This window comes from Rhizobium sp. P1_E6, from assembly GCF_056405875.1.
Genome location: NZ_JBFUBG010000024.1, coordinates 19,590 through 45,533 on the forward strand (window position 1 = coordinate 19,590; position 25,944 = coordinate 45,533).

At 60.5% G+C, this 25,944-nt stretch carries 20 protein-coding genes; 11 read left to right on the plus strand and 9 right to left on the minus strand.

Annotated elements, in window-relative coordinates; all coding sequences use genetic code 11:
• Window positions 1-169 precede the first annotated feature (169 nt).
• Window positions 170-1,360, plus strand: coding sequence for a hypothetical protein (locus AC1D35_RS14675; RefSeq protein ID WP_113308427.1), 1,191 nt, complete (start codon window positions 170-172; stop codon window positions 1,358-1,360).
• Between the two features lie 68 nt (window positions 1,361-1,428).
• On the opposite strand, the gene aspS is transcribed toward AC1D35_RS14675, so the two are convergent.
• Window positions 1,429-3,219: an aspartate--tRNA ligase gene (gene aspS / locus AC1D35_RS14680; protein WP_113308426.1), complete on the minus strand. Its 1,791-nt coding sequence runs from the start codon at window positions 3,217-3,219 to the stop codon at window positions 1,429-1,431.
• Between the two features lie 250 nt (window positions 3,220-3,469).
• Between aspS and AC1D35_RS14685 the strand changes: the two genes are divergently transcribed.
• From AC1D35_RS14685 to AC1D35_RS14700, 4 genes are all read left to right on the plus strand, one after another.
• Window positions 3,470-4,861: a multicopper oxidase family protein gene (locus AC1D35_RS14685; protein WP_113308425.1), complete on the plus strand. Its 1,392-nt coding sequence runs from the start codon at window positions 3,470-3,472 to the stop codon at window positions 4,859-4,861.
• 107 nt (window positions 4,862-4,968) lie between these two features.
• Window positions 4,969-6,120 carry a ribonuclease D gene (rnd, locus tag AC1D35_RS14690; protein ID WP_113295277.1) on the plus strand — a complete coding sequence of 384 codons (1,152 nt, stop codon included), beginning with the start codon at window positions 4,969-4,971 and terminating at the stop codon, window positions 6,118-6,120.
• A gap of 72 nt (window positions 6,121-6,192) precedes the next feature.
• Window positions 6,193-7,254, plus strand: a complete 1,062-nt coding sequence (locus AC1D35_RS14695; RefSeq protein ID WP_113308424.1) for an adenylate/guanylate cyclase domain-containing protein — start codon at window positions 6,193-6,195, stop codon at window positions 7,252-7,254.
• 109 nt (window positions 7,255-7,363) lie between these two features.
• Window positions 7,364-8,719, plus strand: a complete 1,356-nt coding sequence (locus tag AC1D35_RS14700) for an esterase-like activity of phytase family protein (protein WP_113308423.1) — start codon at window positions 7,364-7,366, stop codon at window positions 8,717-8,719.
• A gap of 74 nt (window positions 8,720-8,793) precedes the next feature.
• Here AC1D35_RS14700 and ppx read toward each other — a convergent pair whose 3' ends face one another.
• From ppx to AC1D35_RS14720, 4 genes are all read right to left on the minus strand, one after another.
• Window positions 8,794-10,314 carry an exopolyphosphatase gene (gene ppx / locus AC1D35_RS14705; protein ID WP_113295274.1) on the minus strand — a complete coding sequence of 507 codons (1,521 nt, stop codon included), beginning with the start codon at window positions 10,312-10,314 and terminating at the stop codon, window positions 8,794-8,796.
• Window positions 10,315-10,324: 10 nt separating this feature from the next.
• A complete protein-coding gene (locus tag AC1D35_RS14710; protein WP_113295273.1) occupies window positions 10,325-12,529 on the minus strand; it encodes an RNA degradosome polyphosphate kinase in 2,205 nt (734 codons plus the stop codon).
• Window positions 12,530-12,595: 66 nt separating this feature from the next.
• Window positions 12,596-13,309, minus strand: coding sequence for a DnaA regulatory inactivator HdaA (gene hdaA, locus AC1D35_RS14715; RefSeq protein WP_113308422.1), 714 nt, complete (start codon window positions 13,307-13,309; stop codon window positions 12,596-12,598).
• Entirely contained in the window at window positions 13,302-14,426 is a 1,125-nt protein-coding gene (locus tag AC1D35_RS14720) for an AI-2E family transporter (protein WP_113295271.1), read from the minus strand. The genes hdaA and AC1D35_RS14720 overlap by 8 nt, the downstream gene beginning before the upstream one ends.
• Before the next feature lie 245 nt (window positions 14,427-14,671).
• Here AC1D35_RS14720 and purM point away from each other — a divergent pair, with 245 nt between their 5' ends.
• Both purM and purN read left to right on the plus strand, forming a co-directional pair.
• A complete protein-coding gene (gene purM / locus AC1D35_RS14725) occupies window positions 14,672-15,745 on the plus strand; it encodes a phosphoribosylformylglycinamidine cyclo-ligase (RefSeq protein ID WP_113308421.1) in 1,074 nt (357 codons plus the stop codon).
• Complete coding sequence (purN, locus tag AC1D35_RS14730) at window positions 15,742-16,407, plus strand: phosphoribosylglycinamide formyltransferase (RefSeq protein ID WP_113308420.1); 666 nt, start codon at window positions 15,742-15,744, stop codon at window positions 16,405-16,407. Before purM ends, purN begins: the two co-directional genes overlap by 4 nt.
• A gap of 10 nt (window positions 16,408-16,417) precedes the next feature.
• Here the strand turns inward: purN and AC1D35_RS14735 are convergent, their stop codons facing one another.
• From AC1D35_RS14735 to AC1D35_RS14745, 3 genes are all read right to left on the minus strand, one after another.
• Entirely contained in the window at window positions 16,418-17,587 is a 1,170-nt protein-coding gene (locus tag AC1D35_RS14735; protein ID WP_113308419.1) for an alpha-D-ribose 1-methylphosphonate 5-triphosphate diphosphatase, read from the minus strand.
• Window positions 17,588-17,722: 135 nt separating this feature from the next.
• Window positions 17,723-18,316, minus strand: coding sequence for an NUDIX domain-containing protein (locus tag AC1D35_RS14740; protein ID WP_113308418.1), 594 nt, complete (start codon window positions 18,314-18,316; stop codon window positions 17,723-17,725).
• Complete coding sequence (locus AC1D35_RS14745; RefSeq protein WP_113308417.1) at window positions 18,313-20,502, minus strand: molybdopterin oxidoreductase family protein; 2,190 nt, start codon at window positions 20,500-20,502, stop codon at window positions 18,313-18,315. Before AC1D35_RS14745 ends, AC1D35_RS14740 begins: the two co-directional genes overlap by 4 nt.
• A 17-nt stretch (window positions 20,503-20,519) precedes the next feature.
• Here AC1D35_RS14745 and AC1D35_RS14750 point away from each other — a divergent pair, with 17 nt between their 5' ends.
• Complete coding sequence (locus tag AC1D35_RS14750; protein ID WP_477938799.1) at window positions 20,520-21,389, plus strand: 23S rRNA (adenine(2030)-N(6))-methyltransferase RlmJ; 870 nt, start codon at window positions 20,520-20,522, stop codon at window positions 21,387-21,389.
• Window positions 21,390-21,446: 57 nt separating this feature from the next.
• Window positions 21,447-22,043 carry a glutathione S-transferase gene (locus AC1D35_RS14755; RefSeq protein ID WP_113308415.1) on the plus strand — a complete coding sequence of 199 codons (597 nt, stop codon included), beginning with the start codon at window positions 21,447-21,449 and terminating at the stop codon, window positions 22,041-22,043.
• An 89-nt stretch (window positions 22,044-22,132) separates the two neighbouring features.
• Here AC1D35_RS14755 and AC1D35_RS14760 read toward each other — a convergent pair whose 3' ends face one another.
• A complete protein-coding gene (locus tag AC1D35_RS14760; RefSeq protein WP_113308414.1) occupies window positions 22,133-22,765 on the minus strand; it encodes an outer membrane protein in 633 nt (210 codons plus the stop codon).
• A gap of 363 nt (window positions 22,766-23,128) precedes the next feature.
• Here AC1D35_RS14760 and AC1D35_RS14765 point away from each other — a divergent pair, with 363 nt between their 5' ends.
• Window positions 23,129-23,896 carry an SDR family oxidoreductase gene (locus AC1D35_RS14765; RefSeq protein WP_113308413.1) on the plus strand — a complete coding sequence of 256 codons (768 nt, stop codon included), beginning with the start codon at window positions 23,129-23,131 and terminating at the stop codon, window positions 23,894-23,896.
• Window positions 23,893-25,935, plus strand: coding sequence for an excinuclease ABC subunit UvrC (gene uvrC, locus AC1D35_RS14770; RefSeq protein ID WP_477851817.1), 2,043 nt, complete (start codon window positions 23,893-23,895; stop codon window positions 25,933-25,935). The genes AC1D35_RS14765 and uvrC overlap by 4 nt, the downstream gene beginning before the upstream one ends.
• The last annotated feature ends 9 nt before the right edge of the window (window positions 25,936-25,944 follow it).

The following is a 25,944-nucleotide window of genomic DNA, read 5'->3' on the forward strand; positions in this document are numbered from 1 at the left end:
TGGATGACGTCTTCCTGCTGACATGAAAAGCAACAAAAGTATCGCCTGAATTTGGACTTTGTTTGCTGATCCTTTCAACAGAAATTTAGGGGTCTGCAAATATAAGCCGACCGTTACGCAGTAGCTTCATTGCAATATTCAACGGCGCACGCCATCAGGGGGCCTTCTCATGACTTTTTACCGCACAACGCGGCTGATGCTGTCGAGCGCAGCCATCCTTTCATTCGCGAGCTCCGCTTTCGCGCTCGACGGCGACGACCTCCTGAAAAAGATCAATGCTGCCTATAGCCAACAGGGCGGGATGGTCATCGCCGCAGACGGCGTCGATATCGACGGCACGACCGTCACGCTCAAGAACTTCAGCGTCAAGCCGGCCGGCGGCGAAGCGGTCTCCATCGGCGAGGTCACGCTGTCAGGCGTGGAAGAGCAGGATGACGGCAGCTACTATATCGAAGAGGCAGCATTCCCCGACATCAACTCGTCCAAGGACGGCGTAACGGTGAGCGCCGTGGAACTAACGCTTGGCGGCATTTCCGTTCCCGCCCAACCCGGCGATACCATCAATTCGATGCTGTTTGCCGAGAGCGGCCATACCGGCGCGATCAAGGTGGTCAAGGATGGCACAGAAGTGTTCTCCGTGCTCGAAAGCGACATGAACGCTGTTCTGCGAGAAGATGAATCCGGCTTCGATTTCGACGGCGCCTTCAAGAGCCTGAAGGCCGATCTCAGCCAGGCCGGCGATGATCCGGCGAGCAAGGAAGCTATCGAGAAGCTCGCCCTTCAGCATGTCCAGGGTGACGTCTCCATGAAGGGCGGCTGGGATCTCGAGCCTGGCACGATCGATCTCTCCGAACTTTCGTTCGACTTCACCAATATCGGCAAGCTGAATTTTGGCTTCAAAATCTCCGGCTATACGATGGCGTTCGTAAAGTCGATGCAAGACGCAATTACTCAGTCCGAAGCCAACCCGAACAAGGAAGAAGCACAGCAGGCGCTCGGCCTCGCAATGCTCGGCCTTGCCCAGCAGCTAACCTTCGATTCCGCCCAGATCCGTTTCGAGGATGCATCGATTACCAAGCGCGCGCTGGATTATGCCGGCTCGAAGCAGAACGTCTCCGGACAGCAGATGGCGGATTCGCTGAAGGCCATGGCGCCGATCATGCTCGCGCAACTCAACATTCCGGAACTGCAGAATGCGATCGCAGCTGCCGTCAGCAGCTTCCTCGACAATCCGAAGAGCCTGACCGTGAAGGCCACACCCGACAAGCCAGTCGCCTTCCCGATGATCGTCGGCGCGGCCATGGGCGCACCGAACACGGTGCCGCAGATGCTCGGCGTGAAAGTTTCGGCGAACGACTAAATTCGGTTCCAGCCAACAAAAAAGCCCGGCGAGATATCGCCGGGCTTTTTTGTTGAGTGACTTCCGCCTCAGTCTTTCTTCTGCGGCGGGATCGGGCGGATCGCCAGTTCGCGCAGCTGAGCGGGCGTTGCCGGGGTCGGTGCGCCCATCAAGAGGTCCTGAGCCTGCTGGTTCATCGGGAAGAGCGAAATCTCGCGCAGGTTCTTTGCGCCGACGAGCAGCATGACAATACGGTCGATACCGAAGGCTGCACCGCCATGCGGAGGCGCTCCATACTGGAAGGCGCGGTAGAGGCCACCGAAACGGTCCTCGACGTCCTGCTGGCTCAAGCCCACCTTTTCGAAAGCGGCGACCATGGTTTCCGGCGACTGGTTACGGATCGAGCCCGAGGCGATTTCGAAACCGTTGCAGACGGCATCGTACTGGAACGCCTTGATCGTCAACGGATCCTGGTTCGTGAGCGCATCGAGGCCGCCCTGCGGCATCGAGAACGGGTTGTGGGCGAAATCGACCTTCTTCTCTTCCTCGCTCCATTCGAAGAACGGGAAGTCGACGATCCAGCACAGTTCGAAGCGGTCGCGGTCGACAAGGTTAAGCTCCTCGCCAGCCTTGGTGCGGGCTTCACCGGCAAACTTGTAGAATTTGGCGGGATCGCCGGCAACGAAGAAGCAGGCGTCGCCGTCATCGAGGCCGAGCTGCGTGCGGATCGCGTCGGTACGCTCCTCGCCAATGTTCTTGGCAAGCGGACCTGCGCCCTCGAGCTTTTCGCCTTCTTTGCGCCAGAAGATGTAGCCGAGGCCTGGCTGGCCCGTCGATTGCGCCCAGGCGTTCATACGGTCGCAGAAGGCTCTGGAGCCGCCGGTCTTGGCCGGAATAGCCCAGATCTCGACCTTTGGGTTGGAGGCGATCATGCCTGCGAAAACCTTGAAGCCGGAGCCGGCGAAATGCTCGGTCACGGCCTGCATGACGATCGGGTTGCGCAGGTCCGGTTTGTCGGAGCCGTACTTACGGATCGCTTCGTCATAGGGGATGCGCGGCCATTCCTTGGTGACTGGCTTGCCTTCCGCGAACTCCTCGAAGATCGAGGTCATCAGCGGACCCATCGTGTTCCAGACGTCCTCCTGCTCTACGAAGCTCATTTCGAGGTCGAGCTGGTAGAATTCGCCCGGCAGGCGGTCTGCGCGCGGGTCTTCGTCGCGGAAGCAGGGCGCGATCTGGAAGTAGCGGTCGAAGCCGGCGACCATCAGCAGCTGCTTGTACTGCTGCGGAGCCTGCGGCAGCGCGTAGAAGGTGCCGGGATGAATGCGGCTCGGCACGAGGAAGTCGCGCGCGCCTTCCGGCGAAGACGCTGTCAGGATCGGTGTCGTATATTCGGTGAAGCCGACATTGCCCATTTCGCGGCGCATGGCGGAAATCACCTGCGTGCGCTTGACGATGTTCTTGTGCAGCGTTTCGCGGCGAAGATCGAGGAAGCGGTACTTGAGGCGAACGTCTTCCGGATAGTCCGGCTCGCCGAAGACCGGCAGCGGCAGTTCCTTGGCGGCGGAGAGGACTTCGATCTCCTGCGCGTATAGCTCGATTTCGCCGGTCGGCATGTTCTTGTTGACGGTATCTTCTGTGCGGGCCTTCACGAGGCCGTCGATGCGGATGACCCATTCGCCGCGAACGGTCTCTGCCTGTTTGAAGGCAGGCGAATCCGGGTCGGCAACGATCTGCGTCGTGCCGTAGTGGTCGCGAAGGTCGATGAACAGCAAGCCGCCATGATCTCGAACACGATGGACCCAGCCGGAAATACGGACATTCGAGCCGACGTCCGACTTGCGAAGAGCGGCGCATGTGTGGCTGCGGTAGCGGTGCATGATCTCAATTCCTGGCATTTGGCTTAAGACGGCGGCATGGCCGAAGACCTGCAGCGCCGACAAGAAAATCGGGCGGAAAAGCGCATGGACGCTCTGATTTGTCAAGGCTTGGCGCAGCCTACGGGCCGTTTGCTCCCTCGTTTCCGAAGGAGTTGGGGGCTCCCGCTGCGGCAGTTTGGCCGAACGCGGCATATTGATGAAGACGATAGTCAACTTTAAAAGGGGACATCATCCAAGACGGAGCCTGCCGATGCCCCTCCTCACACGCCGCAATCTGCTCAAAGCTTCCGCCGTCGCCGGTGCCTATGGCGCGGGCATGGCGATTGCCGGGCGGTTCGGACTGGCGGAAGCAGCACCGGAGCTGCGTGTGCTGACGGCGCGGAAGACCGGGGCGCAGATCATTGATGGCGCGCCAACGCGGGACATCATGACATGGGGCGATGACGGCCTGCCGCCGGTGCTGCGCATGCCGCGCGGCAAGCCCTATGCGGCGCGGTTGACCAACAGCCTCGATGAGCCGACGACAATCCACTGGCATGGACTGCGCATCGACAACAAGATGGACGGCGTGCCCTTCATGACGCAGCCCTATGTCTATACGGGCGACAATTTCGACTATCTCTTCACGCCGCCCGATGCCGGCACCTTCTGGTATCACCCGCACTGCAACACGCTGACCCAGATGGGCCACGGCATGACGGGTGTGCTTGTCGTCGAAGACCCGTCCGATCCCGTCTTCGATGCGGAAGTCGTGCTCAACCTGCGCGACTGGCGGCTCGGCGGTGACGGGCAATTCATCGCTCCCTTCCGGCCACGCGATGCGGCAAAGGCCGGCACATATGGCACGGTGCGCACCGCAAACTGGCATCAGGAGCCGAAATATGATGCGCCTGCGGGCGGGCTGATCCGCCTTCGCATCGCCGTCACCGATGTGACCCGCATCCTCCAGCTGAAGATGGAAGGCGCCGATGCGACAGTCATCGCCATCGACGGCAATCCGGTGCCGAAGCGCTTCCCGCTGGATCTCCTGCAGATCGGACCGGGGCAGCGGCTCGACCTCGCCGTTCGAATGCCGGACAGCGAAGGCGCGGTTGCAACGCTGGAAGACATTCGCGGCACGACGCCGAAGGTGGTCGCTAGCCTCAGCGCCACCGGGCAATCGTTGAAGCGCAATATCGGCGATCTCGGCGCGCTCGCGGAAAATCCGGTGCCCAAGGCCGATCTCTCTTCTGCGGAAACAATCCCGCTCATGTTGTCCGCCACCGCAGAGAACGCCGCCGTCGAAAGCATATGCGGCACGCTCGGCTACAGTTTCTGGGCCATCAACAAGGTGCCGTGGCCGGGCGATACGCCCGACCCGACGGCGCCGCTCGCCGAATTGAAGCTCGGCAAGAGCTACGTCTTCAACCTGGAAAACGTCACACCTCACACGCACCCGATCCATCTGCACGGCATGAGCTTCACCGTCATTTCATCCTCGACGCGCGAGGTGATGCCGCTCGTTTCGGACACCTACCTCATCCAGCCGGATGAAAAGGTGCAGCTTGCCTTCGTCGCCGACAATCCCGGCGACTGGATGCTGCATTGCCATATCATCGAGCACCAGAAGACCGGCATGACGAGCTATGTGCGAGTAGTTTGACGTCGCATGAGCAAGCTTGACGAAGGCTAAGCTCGCTCGCCGTATTGACATCTCCGTTCGAAAGGGGAAGGAAGACTAACCGACCTCTTCCTTGCGAATGAATTGATATGATCGAAACCACCGCCGATCTGGCGGCCGCCTGCAAAGAGCTGGCCAAGTCCGATTTCATTACCATCGATACGGAATTCCTGCGTGAGACGACCTTCTGGCCGGAGCTGTGCCTGATCCAGATGGCGAGCCCGACGGTGGAAGTGCTGGTCGATCCGCTGGCGAAGGATATCGATCTTGCGCCCTTCTTCGAGCTGATGGCCAATCCTGATGTGCTGAAGGTATTTCATGCTGCGCGACAGGACATTGAAATCATCTTCAATCGCGGAAACCTGATCCCTCACCCGATCTTCGATACGCAGGTCGCCGCCATGGTCTGCGGTTTCGGCGACAGCGTTTCCTACGATCAGCTGATCAGCCGCACCAAGAACGTCCATATCGACAAGTCTTCGCGCTTTACCGACTGGAGCCGCCGGCCGCTGTCCGACAAGCAGCTCGAATATGCGCTGGCCGACGTCACCCATCTGCGCGACGCCTATCTCTACCTCAAGGCGGAACTGGAGCGCGAGGGCCGCGCCTCCTGGCTGCGCGAGGAAATGGACGTTCTGGAATCGCGCGAGACCTACGACATCCATCCCGACGACGCCTGGCAGCGGCTGAAGCTGCGGCTGCGCAAGCCCCAGGAACTGGCGATCCTGAAATATGTCGCCGCCTGGAGGGAGCGCGAGGCGCGGTCGCGCAACGTGCCGCGCTCGCGGGTGCTGAAGGACGATGCGATCTACGAGATCGCCCAGCAGCAGCCGAAGGATACCGAGGCGCTCGGTCGCCTGCGCACGATCCCGAAGGGCTGGGAGCGTTCGGCTACCGGAGGGGCGGTGCTCGAAGCGGTCAATACCGCGCTTGCCCTGCCACGCTCCGAAATGCCGCATGTGCCGCGCCAGGCGCAACCGCCGGAAGGCGCTGCGGCGGCCGTCGAGCTTCTCAAGGTGCTGCTCAAGCTGATTTCCGAAAAGCACGGCGTAGCGCCCAAGGTGATCGCCAACAGCGACGACCTGGACAGGATTGCGGCTGAGGGCGAAACGGCCGATGTCGCGGCCATGAACGGTTGGCGGCGCGATCTTTTCGGCGAGCCGGCGCTGCAGCTCATCCGCGGCGAGATCGCCCTGCGCTTTGCCGGCCGCAAGGTCGAGACCGTCGCTCTGCAGGAGTGAATCCGAAATCTCTTGACCACCACCCCGCGCCGGAAACAATAGCCGAATGAAGTGCTTCTGCGAAAGGGCGGAATGAGAGAGATATCCTCGGCGCAGAACTGGATCCTGATTACACTCGTCCTGGCACTCAGCGGCGTGGTCTATGATTTGTACTTCTTTACGGGACAGACACCCGTTATCGGAGCGATCTTCGCGCTTTTCATCGGCATGCCGATCCTCACCTTCGAGCGTAAGGTGTTTCTACGCGGCCTCTATCGGCGCATTCAGAGGCTGCCGACCCTTCTCTTCATTATCTCCGAGCTCGTGATCTATGAAATCCTGATGAGCATCGGCTTTGCGGCGGCCGGTTTCCTCCTCGCAGTGCTCGGCGTGCTGAAGCCGCCGAAAATGATCGACGTGCTGATCATGCCGTTCGATGTTTTCCTCTACGCACTTGCCGTCTGCGCCACGCTGATCTTCCTGCTCAGGGTGCGCGAATTGCTGGGGCGCGAAGTCTTCGTCAGCATGCTGATCAGCCGCTACCGCAGACCGGTGAAGGAAGAACGCGTCTTCCTGTTCATCGATCTCGCCGAGTCCACCGCCTTTGCGGAAAAGTATGGTGACCTGCGCGCGCAGCAGCTTCTAAGTTCGCTGTTTGCCGCCTTCGCCGAGCCGGTGCGGCGTCACAAGGGCCTGATCAACGATTATGTCGGCGATGCTGCGATTATCACCTGGCCCTTAGCGCGCGGCGTCAAGGATGCGCGCTGCGTACGCTGCCTCTTCGATATTCTCGCCGACATCGAAGCCAATGCGGCAAGCTGGAAGAAGAGCTATGGCCATGTGCCGAAACTGAGGGCGGCACTTCACGGCGGCTTCATCATTACAGCCGAAGTCGGCGTCGATCATCACAAGATCAGCTTCTTCGGCGATACGGTGAACACTACCTCGCGGCTGGAGTCGCTCTGCCGGACGCTGAACCGGCCGGTGCTGATCTCCGCCGAGCTTGCCCAGCGCATGACGCTGCCTGAGGAGATCGTCGGCGAAAACCTCGGCAATCACGCCGTGCGCGGCCGCGGCCAGGGGCTGGATGTAGTTGCGCTTTCCTCTCGCGCGGTGACCGTCCTCAAGCAGCCTGCCACCCTCAGGCGCGGTTGAGCCCGGGCTTTATTCACCCGTCACCAAAGCTTCACCCAATCGTCAATGTGCCGACATGAATGCCCTGCTAAGCGGATGGCGCTTTTGCACTCCGTTCTATGGGGACATCATGAAGAACGTTCTTTTTGCTTCCGTATCACTTTTCATGCTCGCCGCAGGCTCTGCCTCCGCCGACCAGCAGCTTTTCCCGGCGAAGCTCGCCGGCCAGGCCATCCTGCCTGCCAACACGCTGACCCCGGCTCCGGCCGATGCACCGGCCTTCCTGAAGACCTCGGGCAAGTTCACCACTCCCGACCGCAAGCGCACCGAAAAGCTTGGCACTGTCGACGGCAAGGACGGCGCCCGCGTCACCGACGTCAAGCTGCCGCTCGACGGTCAGCCGATCCAGGGCTTTTCCGGCATCAAGACCATGCCCGACGGCACCTTCTGGACGCTCTCCGACAACGGCTTCGGCTCGAAGTTCACTTCCTCCGACTCCATGCTGTTCCTGCATCAGCTGAAGTTCGACTGGAACGCCAACAAGGTTGACGTCGTCAAGAACATCTTCCTGTCCGACCCGAACAAGATCGCTCCGTTCCCGATCGTCACGGAAGCCTCCGACACCCGTTATCTCACCGGCGCTGACTTCGACATCGAATCCGTACAGCCGGTTGCCGACGGCTTCTGGCTCGGCGACGAATTCGGTCCCTATTTGCTGAAGATCGATACCGAAGGCCGCCTGACCGACGTGATCCCCACCACGCTCGATGGCAAGCCGGTCCTGTCCCCCGACAATCCGCTGATCCAGCTCCCGGGCAATCCGGCCGCCAAGAACCCGGTCTTCAACCTGAAGCGCTCCGGCGGCTTCGAGGGCCTGGCCATGTCGAAGGACGGCTCCAAGCTCTACGGCCTGCTCGAAGGCGCCATCTACAATGACGGCCAGATGGAAACAGTTGACGGCCACACTGCCATCCGCGTCATCGAATTCGACGTCGCCTCCAAGAAGTGGACGGGCCGCAGCTGGCTCTATCCGTTTGAAGACAAGGGTGCTTCGATCGGCGACTTCAATATGCTCGACGAATCCACCGCTCTCGTCATCGAGCGCGACAACGGCGCCGGTACGAAGGACAAGGCTTGCGCCGATCCCAAGCAGCCGAAGCCGGATTGCTTCGAAGCTCCGGCCGAGCTGAAGCGCGTCTACAAGATCGAGTTCAACGACGCCAACGTCGGCAAGGCAGTCCGCAAGATCGGCTATATCGACCTCCTGAACATCCAGGATCCGGACAACAAGAAAAAGGCCGGCGATATCGCTGGCGTTTACAACATGCCGTTCGTGACGATCGAAAACGTCGACCGCGTCGACGCCACCCACATCATCATCGGCAACGACAACAACCTGCCGTTCTCGGCCGGCCGCACCGTCAACAAGGCCGACAACAACGAGTTCAGCATCCTCGAAGTTGGCGAGTTCCTGAACGCGAAGTAATTCGGTTTTGGTGTGAGATTGAGAGGGTGGTGCGAAAGCGCCGCCCTTTTTTGTTTCCCGATGCCAGAGAAGGCCTATTCGAACCGGAACGCCAGCCGCTTGTTTGTCAGCTTCGACAATTGCTGCAGGCGGCCATCCAGCCGCTCGCCGGCGAAGTCGTGGTACTCGTGCGGCACCACGAATTCCAGATCGAGATCAGATGACAAAGCCTTGCGGAAGGTCAGGTTGCGCACGATGCCCGGCATGGAGGCCGAGAACAGGTAGACGACGCGCAGTATGCCGCCGAGCAGCTTGGCGCGATCGACAAATTGCGGACCGGCGATCGAAGCGAGCGGCGCCGTGGAGCCATCGTCGTGCAGGCCTTCGAAGCGATAGTAATTGGTCAGGGCAATGAAGGCACGGCCGGGGTGGCTGATGCCGACGAAGGACGAGTGGGCAATGACGTTCAGCGCCTGAGCGCCGCGATAGTCGGGATGGGCGCGCCAGCTGATATCGGCAAGCAGGCAGGCTGCCTGACGGTAGCGGCTTTCCTCGTCGGTTTCCTGAACGCCGAAGAACGGCATCATACGGCCGGTCCAATCGGCCAGCTCGCGGGCATGTTCCGGAGAGCGGGCGCGCAGGATGGCAAGCTCGCCCGCAGCGGCCAGCAACGGATCGGTGCGGCGTTCGGATTCGGACAGCAACGAATAGAGATAACCTTCGCGCACACCCTGCGCGGAGAAGGAGATCACCGAAGGCTTCATGGCATTCAGCACTTCCTTCATGGCGATGGCGCCGAAGGGCAGCAGCGAACGGCGGTGCTTGGAAACGGCCTGCAGAGCCGGTTCCTTGGAATCCTTGGCCATGACGACCTGATCCAGGAATTGCGTCATGCCCTCGAGGGAGACCTCGTAGCCCTGCATCATGTGCAGTGGATAACGGGTAATCTCCATGTGCAGCTTGGCGATATTTCGCCAGGTGCCGCCGACAGCATAGAAGGTTCGCCCTTCCCCCTTGGAGAGAAGCTTGGCAGTCTTGACCTGCTTGCGGGCAAAAGCGCGCGCCTTGGCGAGCGAGCCACCGGCATATTCGGACAGGCGCAGGCCGCCAAGCGGCAGGGTAATACCGCCGCTGACATCCTTGCCCCTGATATCTATCAGTTCCAGAGAGCCGCCGCCGAGGTCGCCAGCAATGCCATCGGCTTTGTAGAAACCGCTGATAATGCCGAGCGAAGCGAAACGTGCTTCTTCCTCGCCGGATAGTATACGGATGTGCCGCTGCAGGATCGTTTCGGCCTGATGGATAAAATCAGGCCCGTTGCTCGCCTCGCGCGCGGCAGCCGTCGCCAACACATACATGGTGGCGGCGCGCGCCTGATCGGAGAGAGCCTTGAAACGATGAAGGGCCTGAAGCGCCCGTGCGACGCTTTCCTCATCCATCTTGCCCGTGAGGGCTATGCCCTTGCCGAGACCGCAGAGAACCTTTTCATTGAAGAGAATGGTCGGCGAACGAGACAAGCCTTCGTAGACGACCAGACGGATGGAGTTCGATCCGATATCGACAACGGAGACCGGGGCGATACCCGGAAGTCGCCCCTGGGCTTCAGATTCAACCATTAGGTCCAGTTTACTTGTTGTTCCGGCCTTCAAGCAGACCGGCGATCAGCTTCGGCGCACTCGATTTCAGAGCTTCACCACGGCCGGACAGGCTGGGATTGGTCATGAAATACTGCTGCGCATTAAACGGTTCTTCGCCCTTACGCACTTCCATGCGCCGTGACGTACCGTCGGGCAATATCTCGTAGCTTTGTTGATTGTCAATCACGTTGCCGAGCATAATCTGTGACAAAACCTGCTCGTGAACGGTCGGATTCGTCAGCGGAACGAGCGTTTCGACACGGCGATCGAGGTTTCTCGGCATCATGTCCGCCGAGCCGATATAGACCAGAGCCTTATCGGACGGCAGGCCATAACCATTGCCGAAGCAGAAGATGCGGCTATGCTCGAGGAAACGACCGATGATCGATTTCACGCGGATCCTGTCGGAAAGACCAGGCACCAGAGGGCGCAGGCAGCAGATACCGCGCACGACGAGATCGATCTCGACGCCGGCACGGCTAGCCGTATAGAGCGCGTCGATGATATCGGGGTCGACAAGCGAATTCATCTTCATCCAGATCGCCGCCGGGCGACCGCTGCGGGCATGTTCGATCTCTTCATTGATGTGTCGAATGATGCGCGAACGCAGCGTGTAAGGCGACACGGCAAGCTGCATCCCCTCTTCCGGCTCACCGTAACCGGTGATGAAGTTGAAGATGTTCGCCATGTCGTGGGCGATGACAGGGTTGCAGGTGAAGAAGGACAGGTCGGTATAGATCTTCGCTGTGATCGGATGGTAGTTGCCGGTGCCAAGGTGGCAGTAGGTTCGCAGCTTGCCTTCTTCACGGCGCACCACAAGCGACATCTTGGCGTGGGTCTTGAGCTCGATAAAGCCGAAGACGACCTGCACGCCGGCCCGTTCAAGGTCGCGCGCCCAGCGGATATTGGCCTCTTCGTCGAAACGCGCCTTGAGCTCGACCAGCGCCGTCACCGACTTTCCGGCCTCTGCGGCATCGACAAGAGCACGCACGATCGGACTGTCGTTCGATGTACGGTAAAGCGTCTGTTTTATCGCCAGGACGTCAGGATCATGCGCAGCCTGGATAAGGAACTGCACCACCACGTCGAAAGATTCGTAGGGATGGTGGACCACCATGTCCTTTTCTCGGATGGCGGCGAAGCAATCACCGGCGTGTTCACGGACGCGTTCCGGAAATCGGGCGTTATAAGGCGGAAAACGCAGATCGTCGCGCGGCGCCTTGGTGATTTCAGAGAGCGTGTTCAGCGCCAGCAAGCCCGGCAGAACGGCAACGCGATTGTCCGGAATGCTGAGCGCCTGGACCACGAACTGGCGCAGCGAGGCCGGCATTTCGGAATCCGTCTCGATGCGGATGACCTTGCCGCGACGGCGGCGCTTCAGTGCGGTTTCAAAGAAGCGGACGAGATCTTCGGCCTCTTCTTCGACTTCGATATCGCTGTCTCTGATAACGCGGAAGGTGCCCGAGCCCTGCACCTCGTAACCTGGATAGAGCCGGTGGATGAAGATGTTGGCGACGTCTTCCAACGTAATATAGCGGATCGTGTTGCGGTCATCGGGCAGGCGAACGAAGCGATCGAGCGCCGGCGGCAGGCGCAGCAGCGCCGTCATCGGCTCACGGCCGCTTCGGCTGATGAGTTGCAGGCCGATCGAGAAGCCGAGGTTCGGAATGAACGGGAACGGATGGGCCGGATCGATGGACAGCGGCGTCAGCACCGGGAAGATCGATTGCTCGAACTCGTTTGCCAGCCACTGGCGATCGGCATCGCTCAACGCACCGGGACGCACGATCAGGATGTCTTCCTTGGCGAGGTATTGTTGCAGGACGGCAAGCGAGGCCTGCTGCTCCATCTGCAGATGGTCGATTTCGCTGAGGATCGAGTCGAGCTGCTCTGCGGGCGTACGGCCATCCGGGCTCTTGACGACGATGCTCTGGCGCACCTGGCCTTCGAGGCCGGCAACGCGCACCATGAAAAATTCGTCAAGGTTGGCGGCCGAGATCGACAGGAAGCGCACGCGCTCAAGGAGCGGATGCTCAGTATTCAGCGTCTCTTCAAGGACACGTCGGTTGAACTGCAGCCAAGAGAATTCTCTGTTGATGAAGCGCTCGGGGCTGGAGAGAAGCTGCTCCAGCGGCGGCAGGTCTGCATTGTTGTCCGGAGTGGGTTCCTGATGTTCCTGATATGCGCTGTCCATGGTCCACTCACCCCGCTTGCAATCGCTTTTGGCGAATATATCAGTTTCACGACGGAACTGTGACAGTCAATCGCCGGAGCCGGAATTACCCAATTCATTCAATACTTCGGCAGCGAGAGTACGGGTAATTCTTGTGCCTCTGGAAAGCGCCAGCCGATCGAGCCTTTCGACAATCGTCTGGGCGGCGTTGAGCGACCGCTCCATGCGATTGACGATATAAAGGACGAGTTTGTCATCTATATAAAGCTGCCGGTCGGCAAAGAGCTTGACGATGACCTGCGACAGCAATTCTTCGTCGGGTTCGCCGATCTCCACGACCGTCGCGGCCTTCAGGCGCGAGCGCAGATCGGGCAGCGTGACCGACCAGGACATGGGCCAGAGGCGGCTTGTCATCAAAAGGCTGGTGCCGTTTTCCCGCACGCTGTTGATGACATGGAAGAGCGAGGCGTCATCGAAGCCTGTCCGGTCGACATCCTCGAACAACACGGGGCCGTTGGCGGCCGCAACTGCTGCTTCGGAACCAGCGGTGGGATGGATGAGTTCTGCCCCGCTCAGTTCCCTCCAGATGCCGGCGAGATGCGATTTGCCGGAGCCGACGGGACCCGCAAGGATGACGACCGGCGATGGCCAGTTCGGCCAGGCATCGACGATCGAAATCGCGGCAGCGAGGCGCTCCGACATCAGGAGGTCGTCGCGGCCGGTAGCAGCGTCATGCGAAAAGGCCAAGGGAAGCTGTTCTCCGGCCTTGCGCTTCGGATCAGCGTTCTTCACGTCATTCATCGGAAACAGAGTTCGTCTTCCCGGCCCGGCCGCTCGGCAACCTGCCATAGTAGAGATCGCTTTGAAGGTAGCGCGAAAGCGCAAAGCGGACAAGAACGCCGACGGCAGCAGCGGCCGGCACCGCGATCAGCAGGCCGACGAAACCAAAGAGCGCGCCGAAGGCAAAGAGCGCGAACATCAGCCAGACGGGATGCAGGCCGACGCTCGAGCCGACGAGCTTCGGCTGGAGGATGTTACCTTCCAGGAACTGGCCGCTGAAGAAGACGGCAAGAACAGCGATGATCCAGATATAATCCGGCCAGAACTGGACGATCGCCACACCGATTGCCAGCACAAGCCCAACCATCGAACCAACATAAGGGATGAAGCTTATCATGCCGACGAAAAGGCCGATAAGCAGGCCGAAATTCAGGCCGACGATCGAGAGGCCAGCAGCGTAATAGATGCCGAGGATGAGGCAGAGCGAACCCTGCCCTCTGATAAAGCCGGCAATCGCCTGATCCATCTCCCTGGCGATCTGGCGGACGTCTTTCACATAATTGCGCGGAACCCATTCATCGACCTTGGAGACCATGCGGTCCCAATCGAGCAATATATAGAAGGCGACAACCGGGGTGATGACGAGCAGCGAGATGACGTCGACGATCGCCTTGCCGGAATTCCATATCTGGCCGAAGAGCCCCGTCAGGAAACCCATGCCTTCCGACAGGATGGTCGAGAAATTATTCTTGATGGTGCCAAGCTGGCTTTTGATCCAGCCGGGCAACACAGAATCCTGATAGTCCGCGATGAATTGCTGCAACTGGGTGATGTAGCCCGGCAGGCGCTGGGCGAAATCGTTGAACTGGTTGATGAGCACGGGAATGAGGATCATCAGCGCCAACGCAAAGACGATGACGAAGGCTACCAGGATGACGATGGTCGCCATCAGGCGGCTCAAGCCCAGCCGCTCCAGCCTGTCGGCCACCGGATCGAGAAAATAGGCGATCGTCATGCCGGCAATGAAGGGCAGCAGGATCGAGCTGAAGATGTAAAGGAAGGCGACGAAGAAGAGCAGAACCGTCGCCCAGAAGATGACCTGGCGCTTCAATATCGTTCCGCTGACCTGTTGTGGCATCGCTTCCCCGCTGCTCGCTCGCCCCTGCCCATGCCGCTTTAGAACGACCCTGGCCGCTCCAGCACATAGGATGGAGGCGCAAAGATGGTCAACCCTATTGCACCGAATCCGGAAAGCGTGCTGGGAAGAACTGGAAATTGGGGGCTTTTCCCATGCAACGCTTGCATAAAGCGCCCTCTCATGCAATTGCGACCGGCATGTGACGCGGTCTCGTCCGCAGCGTTAAAAACCCTCCGGAGATCAGCATGAGCCAGTCTGGAAAAAACGGCCTGACCTATAGCGACGCAGGCGTCGACATCGATGCCGGCAACTTGATGGTGGAAAAGATCAAGCCAGCCGTGCGCTCGACGCGCCGGCCGGGCGCAGACGGAGAGATCGGCGGCTTCGGCGGTCTCTTCGACCTCAAGGCTGCCGGTTTCACGGATCCCGTGCTGGTCGCCGCCAATGACGGCGTCGGCACGAAACTGAAAATCGCCATCGATGCCGACTATCATGACACTGTTGGCATCGATCTCGTCGCCATGTGCGTCAACGATCTCGTCGTGCAGGGCGCAGAGCCGCTGTTCTTCCTCGACTATTTCGCGACCGGCAAGCTCGATCCCGATCAGGGTGCCGCGATCGTCGGTGGCATTGCTGCCGGCTGCCGCGAGGCGGGCTGCGCGCTGATCGGCGGCGAGACGGCCGAAATGCCGGGCATGTATTCCTCGGGCGATTATGATCTCGCCGGCTTTGCAGTGGGTGCGGCCGAACGCGGCAAGCTGTTGCCGTCGGGCGATATCGACGAGGGCGACGTCATTCTTGGCCTTTCCTCATCCGGCGTCCACTCCAACGGCTTCTCGCTGGTGCGCAAGATCGTTTCGCTTTCCGGCCTCGGCTGGGATGCACCGGCACCGTTTGCCGAAGGCAAGAAGCTCGGCGAAGCACTGCTGACGCCGACCCGCATCTATGTGAAGCCGCTTCTGAAGGCGATCCGTGAGACGGGCGCGCTGAAGGCGCTGGCGCATATCACCGGCGGCGGCTTCCCGGAGAATATTCCGCGCGTGCTGCCGAAGCATCTTGCAGCCGAAATCGATCTCTCGGCCGTCAAGGCGCCCGCCGTCTTCTCATGGCTTGCCAAGACCGGTGGCGTCGAGGCCACGGAAATGCTGCGAACTTTCAACTGTGGCATCGGTATGATCGTCGTCGTTGCCGAAGAGAATATTGCCGCCGTTTCCAAGGCGCTTGAAGCCGAAGGCGAGACGGTCGTCACCCTCGGCCGCATGGTCGCCCGGGCCGAGGGCGCAGCCGGCACGATCTACAAGGGCACGCTCGCCCTATGAGTTCGCCGCGCAAACGCACTGTCGTCTTCATTTCCGGCAGCGGCTCCAACATGATGGCGCTGGTGCAGGCGGCAAAATCGGCCGATTATCCGGCCGAGATCGTTGGCGTGATCTCCGATAAGGCAGATGCGGGCGGGCTTGCCAAGGCGGCCGCCGAGGGTATTCCCACCTTCGCCTTCGTGCGCAAGGACTATGCGAGCAAGGACGAACACGAGGCGGCGATCCTTGCCGCGCTCGACGCGCTTTCGCCCGACATCATCTGCCTTGCCGGTTATATGCGGCTGCTTACTGGCGCCTTCATCCAGCGTCATGAAGGCCGGATCATCAATATCCACCCTTCCCTGCTGCCGCTTTTTCCGGGACTGCATACGCATCAGCGGGCGATCGACGCCGGCATGCGGATCGCCGGCTGCACCGTGCATTTCGTCACCGAAGGCATGGATGAAGGCCCTGTCATCGGCCAGGCGGCCGTACCGATACTGACAGGCGATACCGCCGATGCGCTGGCCGGACGCGTGCTGACCATCGAGCACCAGCTTTATCCGCAGGCGCTCAAGCTCTTTGCCGAAGGCAAAGTGAAGATGGAAGGCGGCAAAGCAATCGGGGCGACAGCTTCCGCCGCCGCCCCCAAATCCCAGCTCATTTCGCTGATCGCCGACTGACGCTTCAACTTCAGGCCGCGAGGGCCTGAAGCGGATGCAGGGTGCCGTCGCTGTAGACGAACTGGCCGCCGCGGAACGTGGCGCGGATGCGATGCACGTCGCCCGGCTCGATCACAACCATATCGGCGCGCTGGCCGATGGCGATCTCGCCGCGATCCATCAGGCCGGCGGAACGCGCCGCGTTTGATGTCGCCATCGCGACCGCGGCCGGAAGACCGCCCTCGACGGTTTCTGCCAGCTTGAAGATGCCGGGCACGAAAGCCGCTGGATGATAGTCGGCGGCAATCACGGTCAACAGACCGGCCTTTGCGGCATCGAGCGCGCTCAGATTGCCGGACATGGACTTGCCGCGCAGTGCGTTCGGCGCACCCATCAGCGTCCAGAGACCACGGCGGCGGGCTTCCTCGGCCGCCGGCAGCGTTACCGGGAATTCGCTGATCGTGACGCCGAGATCGAACATTTCGATGACCTTCTCGACGCTGTCATCGTCGTGCGAGGCGAGCGAGAGGCCATGCTTCTTCGCAAGCGCGACGATGTCCTTCAGCTTGGCGTCGATCTCGGGATTGTCACGCATGGCGATGCGCTTGGCGACAACTTCGGCGGCCATTTCCTCGGATATGGCGCGGCGCTCGGAAATGCTCTGGATATAGCTCTTGATGTCATTGTACTGGCCCTGCCCCGGCGTGTGGTCGGTCAGCGAGACCATGTCGATATGGCCGGCTTCCAGCAGGCGCTCCAGAGTCGGCGCCGCACCGATATTGGTAATCTCGTAGCGGGCATGGACGCGGTGATCGATCAGCAGATTGTCGCGTAGCGTGTTGATGCCTTCGATGACGGCCGATGTCGTCTCCAGCGAGCGGACGTGGCCGTAGACGCTTTCCGTCGCAAAGGAGACGGCGGCGAAGGCCGTGGTCACGCCGGCAGCCGCGAGCTTCTTGTCCAGTTCGTGGATGCCGAAATCGATCGGCATATGGGCGTTCGGGCGCGGCGCAATCTCGCGCTCGATCATGTCGCCGTGCAGATCGACGAAACCCGGCATCAGCAGACGTCCGCCGCCGTCGATCACGGCATCGGTGACCGGCTCTGGCCGGATCTCGACGATCACACCGTCTTCGATCCGCACAGAACCTTCGCTCACAACCTCGCTGGGCAAAACGAGGGTGAAATTACCGAGCCACATGGGCTTTCTCCTGACCGCATCCGATGATTGTTAAAGGGCAGCGCTTAGTCCCGCATCATGACAATTGCATGAAGAATTCCCAGAAACTCAGCCAAGGCGAATGGACGGGCAGACATCGCGTTGCACGCCGAGCGATCAGCCGGAAAGCAGGCCCTTGTTCGACAGAATCCACTGCAGCAGCATGATCGTCTTGAGATCGATGATCTCGCCCTTTTCGATCATCGCGACAGCCTCCGGCAGCGGTATTTCCAACACCTCGATATCCTCGTGCTCCTCCGCCAAACCGCCGCCGTCGGATGTGCGGTCGGCGGTATCGATTGCCGCTGCAAAGAAATGCACGACCTCGGTGATGGAGCCTGGAGCCGTGTAAGATTTGAACAGGAAGCGGACGTCACGAATCGTATAGCCGGTCTCTTCCATCGCCTCGCGGCGGATGGCGGCTTCGGGTTCGTCTCCGTCGAGCAGGCCGGCCGGGACTTCGATCATCCACGCTGGGTCGCCATTCACGTGGGCCGGCAGGCGAAACTGCTTCACCAGAACGACGATATCGCGCTTGGGATCGTAGAGCAGGATGCAGGCGGCCGGCGTGCGGTGATAGACCTCACGCGGAAGGCGATGGGTCTCACCCTTCCGGTCGGTATAGTCGAGCTGATAGCCGACCAGCTTCGTCCAGCCGTCGGACAGGATTTCCTTGCCGACGATTTCCACTTTTGCCTTAGATTGCGTCATATGACGTCCTTGCGAAGCCAGACCTTGTTGTCGTGGACGGCAGCGCCGCCATAGGGCGCCACGGGATCGGCGCCGGTGAGAACGTTGATGCCTTCGCCATCGACATGCGCCTTGTTGGGCCAGAGACCCTCGGCAATCAGGACGCCAGGTTTAACCTCTGTTGTCACGCGGGCATGAATGCGCAGGTCGCCGCGCACATTGCCGATATGGACGAGATCGCCATTGTCGATGCCATTGGCTTCGGCATCGGCGGGATTGATCATCACTTCCGGGCGACCTTCCTTCTGGCGCGACGTCTTGGTTTCCGAAAAGCTTGAATTCAGGAAGTTGCGCGCCGGCGAAGTCGCCAGGCGGAAAGGATGCTCGGGATCGGCGAGCTCGATGACGTCGACCTGATCCGGGAACGGCGGGAGCTCTGCATAGGGGCCGAGCGTACCGACGGAAGCCGGCGGCTTGTTCGGGGCGGGACCGTTCACCCAGTCCGGCCGGAAATGAAACTTGCCGTCGGGATGAGCGAAACCATCAAGATAGTGTGCTTCCTCGAAGGCCGGCTGGCGGTCGAACCATTTATGTTCGAGGAAATGGTCGTAGTCCGGCAGGTTGCTCGCGGCCAGGACGCGGTCGACCATCTCGCGCGCCGTGAAGCCGAAGCCGGGGCGATCGGCGACACCGAGGCGTTTTGCCAGTTCCTCGATGACGAAGAGGTTGGTGCGCACGGTCGGTGGCGGTTCGACGAGTTTGGGGCCGAGCAGGATGTGGTTCTGGCCGCCGGCGCGGTAGATGTCGTCATGCTCGACGAACATGGTGGCGGGAATGACGATATCGGCCATTTCGGCCGTCTCGGTCATGAACTGCTCGTGGACGGCGACGAAGAGGTCGTCGCGCGCAAAACCGCGCTTTACCAGCCGCTGTTCCGGGGCGATATTCACGGGATTGGTGTTCTGGATCAGCATGGCCGTCACCGGTCCGCGATGGCGGAGTGCGACGGCATCGCCGGTCAGCGCACGGCCGATCTGCGACTGGTCGATCATGCGGATATCGGCATCCTTCATCGACTTGCCGGTCAGCTCCGCATTGTTCATGCGGAAGATATCGCTGTTGGAATGGAAGGCGCCGCCGCCCTCATATTGCCAGGAGCCGAGCACTGTGGCGACGGAGGCAGCCGCATGCATGGCGACCGCGCCATTGCGCTGGCGGGTGAATCCGTAGCCGAGACGGAAAAACGTCTTCTTGGTCGTGCCGACGAGCTTGGCGAAGACTTCGATTTCATCGACCGAAAGACCTGTTATCGCGGCCGCCCATTCCGGCGTCTTTGTTTGCAGATGCGCTTCGAGGCCGGCGGGATCGTCGGCATATTTCGCCATGTAATCGCGGTCGGCATAACCGTCGCGGAAGGCAATGTGCATGACGGCGCAGGCAAGTGCTGCATCGGTACCGGGCTTGACGATCAGGGCCATGTCGGCCTGTTTCATCGTCGGATTGTCGTAGATGTCGATGACGACGATCTTCGCGCCGCGTTCCTTGCGCGATTTGATTGCGTGGGTCATCACATTGACCTGCGTGGCGACCGCATTGGTGCCCCAGATGACCACGCAGTCGGTGCGCGCCATCTCGCGAGGGTCGGGCCCACGCAACATGCCGGTCGCCATGGTGAAGCCGGTCCAGGCGGGGTTGGTGCAGATCGAGGAGAAGAAGCCGGAATAGCGCTTGGCGTGGCGCAGGCGCTCGATCGAGTCGCGCTGCACCCAGCCCATGGTGCCGGCATAGAAATAGGGCCAGATGGCTTCGCTGCCGTCCTTCGCCTCGGACTTCACGAAGGCTTCGGCAATCTCGTCCAGCGCGTCGTCCCAGGAGATCTGCTGCCACTGCCCTGCCCCCTTGGCGCCGGTGCGCCGCAGCGGATGCATGAGACGATCCGGATGGTAGAGCCGCTCGGCGTAACGGGCGACCTTGGCGCAGATGACACCTGACGTATAAGAATGATCGTTGGCGCCCCTGATACGGCCGATGCGGCCGTCTTCCGTAAGGTCTATCTCCAGTGCGCAGGTGGAGGGACAGTCGTGCGGACAGGCCGTGTGACCGATCCGGGATTTGGCGTGGATGGGGGTCGCAATGTTCATGCGATTTCTATATGCCAAGGCTCGACCGCCCAAAAGGCACAAAAACTCCCAATGATCCGAATTCATAACAGGCATCAGCGAAAATGAACTATCGCCACATCTACCATGCAGGCAATTTTGCCGATGTCCTGAAGCATGCAGTGCTGGCGCGGCTGATCCGTTACATGCAGAAAAAGGACGCTGGCTTCCGGGTGCTCGACACGCATGCCGGCATCGGCCTCTACGATCTCTCCTCCGAGGAAGCGCAGAAGACAGGCGAATGGCATGATGGCATCGGCAAGCTCCTGGAAACCGATCTCGGGCCGCAGGTCTCGGAGCTTCTGGAGCCCTATCTCTCTGCAGTCCGCGAACTGAACCCGCAGGGTGGCCTGCGCTTCTACCCCGGCTCGCCGAAGCTCGCGCGCATGCTCTTTCGCCCGCAGGACCGGCTTTCGGCGATGGAGCTACACCCGGAAGATTTTGTCCGGCTGCATCGCGTCTTCGAAGGCGATCATCATGCGCGCATCACCGAACTCGACGGCTGGCTGGCGCTCGGCGCGCATCTGCCGCCCAAGGAAAAGCGCGGCATCGTGCTCGTCGATCCCCCTTTCGAGGAGGATGGCGAATATGAACGACTGGTGGATGGCTTCGCCAGGGCCTACCGGCGTTTTCCTGGCGGCACCTATTGCCTCTGGTATCCGCTGAAGAAGGGCGCGCCGATCAAGGAATTCCACGAGGCTCTGCAGGCGACAGACATTCCGAAGATCCTCTGCGCCGAACTTGCCGTGCGCAGTGATCGCGAGACGACGGGCTTGACCGGATCGGGCCTCATCGTCGTCAATCCGCCATTCACGCTGAAGGACGAGCTGCACCAGTTGCTGCAGGCCCTGAAAGACCATCTGGCGCAGGACCGTTTCGCCTCGCAGCGTGCCTTCTGGCTGCGCGRTGAAACGAAGCCCGCCAAGGCCGACTGACCCGTTCCCCGGCGCTCGGGATAGTCCGGCGCCATCTGCATTTCCAAAAGGTGCCTCATGAAGCTTCTCTGCTCCCCGACCTCCCCTTTCTCCAGCAAGGTGTGCATGGCAGCGCGCCATCTCGACCTTGGGATTACGGAGATCCGGGTTGATACGAATGCGGGACCGGCGATTCTCGTGGACAACAATCCGCTCGGCAAGATCCCGACACTGCTGACGGATGACGGCGTTTCCATCTTCGACAGCATCGCCATCATGCATTATTTCGACCGGCTGACGAAGGGCGCGCTCTATCCTTCCAAGAAGGGCAAGCGCACCGATGCCGAAGTGCTGGAAGCGCTATGCGACGGCGTCTGCGACTGCCTGCTGGCGATCGTCTACGAACGTCGCTTCCGCGATGAAGAAAAGGTGCATCAGCCCTGGATCGACCGTCAATGGAAGAAGGTCGCTACTGCGCTGAACTACCTGGCGGCCAATACGCCGAAGCTTGGCAAGAGGCTGCATGGCGGGCATTTCGCGCTCGCCGCCACGGTCGGCTACCTCGACCTGCGCTTCAAGGGCCAGTGGGAAGAAGACCATGCCGAGCTGATCGGCTGGCTGAGAGAATTCGAAAAGAAGTTCGACGGCTACGAACAGCTGAAGCCGCACAGCTGAGAAATCTGCAGGACCTGAGAGGCCTGCGATCGACCCAGACAAAAAGCCGGGCTTTGTGCCCGGCTTTTTTCGTGTTCGGTATGTCCGTATCAGAACTTGACGCCGATACCGACCTTGACGCTGTTTTCGTCGAAACCGCGCGAAACGCTACCGGAGTTGAGGTTGTAGTCCTTGTCCTGATAGTCGGTGTAGCGGTATTCGAGGCGCGTCGTGATGTTGTTGGTCACGAAGGCTTCCACACCGGCGCCGACCGTATAGCCATAGGCTGTCTTGCTGTCGGAAGATGTGCCGTCGGAAACTTTGGTATCGGCGAGCGCGAGACCTGCGGTACCATAGAGCAGGAACGGGTTCAGGTCATAACCGACGCGGCCGCGGACGGAGCCGTTCCAGCCGGTCTTGTTCTTGATGCCGCCCTGGGTGACGTCTGCATCGCCATAACCGAGATCGGCTTCAGCGCCGTAAACGATCTGACCCTGCTGGAAATTGTAACCGGTGAAGAGCTGACCGCCCCAATCATAGGTGTTGCGGTCGGAACCGAAGCTGCCCGCGTTATAGGTCGCGGCGCCACCGAGGTAGAAGCCCTGCCAGTTGTTGACCGGAGCTGGGGTGTCCTCAGCGACCGGTGCCTGCGGGATCTGATCCACGGCATCGGCTGCCTGGGCTACCGAGAAACCGCCAACGGCGAGAGCGGAAGCCATGAGGCCAGCAAAGAGTATACGCATACTTGTCTCCTTTCAGTCCCGCGCGCTCGTCAACTTAAACTTCGGCGAAGCATTCACGGGGGATTACTAAATGTCCCTTCCGGTTCGAGAGTGAAATTGGAATGCAAATGCGGATTTGAAAGAGCCAAATTGTGATATCATTGTGGCTCTGCAGCGGCGAAAATTCGATGTTGCTTGACTGCAACATACCATTTATTAAGGATAATATTCAGTTAAACTTACAATACCTATTTTAATAAATCGCGATCGCAAATAATACATAGAATATCCGAGCCTCACAGGCAATGCTTTCGGCCTATTTATATAATCGGGACCTGCCCTTATATAGTCAGCACCAGACTCGAAGGACCAAAAGGCAGGATCTTGACCCAGAAAAGACTTCGCGCGGCGCTCGTGACTGGTGCCGCCAAAAGAATAGGCCGGGCAATCGCCGAAGACCTTGTTGCTGATGGATTTTCGGTTGCAATCCACGCCAACGGCGCGCTGGCCGAGGCTGAAGATTTTGTGGCGGAATTGCGGCAAAAGGGCCACCGAGCAGTTGCGATCAAGGCCGATCTTGCCAAATTCGATGAGGTCGGCGGCCTTGTCGGGAAGGCCTGCGAAGCGCTGGGGCCGATCGACCTGCTCGTCAACAACGCGTCGATTTTTCTTGAGGACTCTGTGCGCAAGTTCGATGCGCAGGTGTGGGATCGGCATTTCGCCGTCCATGTGCGGGCGCCTTCGATACTGACTGCCAAATTTGCGGAACAGTTGCCGGAGACGGCCGAAGGACTGGTTGTCAACATCATCGACCAGCGCGTCTGGGCGCTGCGGCCGAGCTTCTATTCCTATACCCTTTCGAAATCGGCACTGTGGACGGCGACGCAGACCATGGCGCAGGCCTTAGCGCCGCGCATCCGCGTCAATGCGATCGGCCCCGGCCCTTCGATGCCGAGCGAACGGCAATTGCAGGAAGACTTCCAAGCGCAGGTCGCAGCCCTTATCTTGAAGCGGGGACCTGAGCTCGATGAATTCGGCCGAACGATTCGTTTTCTGTTCGAGACCCCTTCGATTACGGGTCAGATGATTGCACTCGACGGCGGCCAGCATCTTGCGTGGCAGACGCCTGACGTGCTGGAGATCAAGGAATGAATGCCAAGAAGCTGCCTGATGGTGGTGTTCTTTACGACGAGACCGATGAAAATGACGATGACATCGTCGAGGTGGAAGGCGACGCCTCTGCCGCGCCGATTTCTGCGTCGGTCGACTGGAATGCCGGCAGCATCAACGAAACCGGCCTCATCGGCGCAGAGCTGATCGCCGAATTCGTCAAGCGCCTGCCGAACAGCCCCGGCGTCTACCGCATGTTCAACGAGGCGGGCGACGTGCTCTATGTCGGCAAGGCCCGCAGCCTGAAGAAGCGCGTCGGCAACTATGCTGTCGGCCGCGTGCACTCCAACCGCATCGCCCAGATGGTTCGCCAGACAGCCAATATGGAATTCGTCACGACGCGGACGGAGACCGAGGCGCTGCTGCTGGAAGCCAATCTGATCAAGCGCTTGCGACCGCGCTTTAACGTGCTGCTGCGCGACGACAAGTCGTTTCCCTATATTCTCATAACAGGCGACCACCGCGCGCCCGCCATCTTCAAACATCGCGGCGCCCGCGCCCGCAAGGGCGATTATTTCGGCCCCTTCGCCTCGGCCGGCGCCGTCGGCCGCACCATCAATTCGCTGCAGCGCGCCTTCCTGATCCGCACCTGTACGGACAGCGTCTTCGAAACCCGCACGCGGCCATGCCTGCTCTACCAGATCAAGCGCTGTTCCGGGCCTTGCACTCATGAGGTCAGCGACGCAGGCTATGCAGAGCTGGTGCAGGAGGCCAAGGACTTCCTCTCCGGCAAGAGCCAGAACGTGAAGGCGCATATAGCGGAGGCGATGAACGCTGCCGCCGAAGATCTCGATTTCGAACGGGCCGCCATCTACCGCGACCGGCTCGCCGCGCTTTCGCACGTGCAAAGCCATCAGGGCATCAATCCGGCCGGCGTCGAAGAGGCGGACGTTTTCGCCATTCATCACGAAGGCGGGATTTCCTGCATCCAGGTCTTCTTCTTCCGCACCGGGCAGAACTGGGGCAACCGCGCCTATTTCCCGAAGGCCGACCCGCAGCTTTCCGGCGCCGAGGTGCTGAACGCGTTCCTCGCGCAGTTCTACGACGACAAGCCGGTGCCGCGGCAGATCATGCTGTCGGAAACGGTGGAGGAACTCGAACTGCTGGCCGCCGCACTCGGCGAAAAGGCCGGGCACAAGGTTTCGATCCTCGTTCCGCAGCGGGGTGAAAAGCGCGATCTCGTCGAGCACGTCATCGCCAACGCTCGCGAGGCGCATGGGCGCAAGCTCGCAGAAACCGCCTCGCAATCGCGCCTGCTCGAAGGCTTCAAGGACACATTCGCCCTGCCCTATGTGCCGCAGCGTGTCGAGATCTACGACAACTCGCATATCATGGGCACGAATGCGGTCGGCGGCATGGTCGTTGCAGGGCCGGAAGGCTTCGTGAAGAACCAGTATCGCAAGTTCAACATCAAATCGACCGAGATCACCCCGGGCGACGACTTCGGCATGATGCGCGAGGTGATGACGCGGCGCTTCTCCCGGCTGCTGAAGGAAGAAGGCATTCCGGATCGCAGCGCGCAGGTCTCCGTCGCAGACGCGGCCGACCTGCCCTTCCCTGCCTGGCCGGACGTGATCCTCATCGACGGCGGCCAGGGCCAGATGACGGCGGTGCGGGCAATCCTCAAAGAGCTCGGCATAACCGACAGCGTAATCGCCATCGGCGTCGCCAAGGGTGTGGATCGCGAGGCCGGCCGCGAGCGTTTCTTTGCGCCCGGCAAGGGAAGCTTCACGCTGCCGCCGCGCGATCCGGTTCTCTACTTCATCCAGCGCATGCGCGACGAGGCGCACCGGTTCGCGATCGGCTCGCACCGGGCACGTCGCAAGAAAGAGATGGTCAAGAACCCGCTCGACGAGATCGGCGGCATCGGGCCTTCGCGCAAAAGAGCATTGCTGCAGCACTTCGGAACGGCAAAGGCGGTGTCGCGCGCCGCCCTTTCCGATCTCATGGCGGTGGAAGGGATTTCCGAGACCGTCGCAAAGCAAGTCTATAATCATTTTCACGACGACGCCGCGAAATAAGCGGTGCCG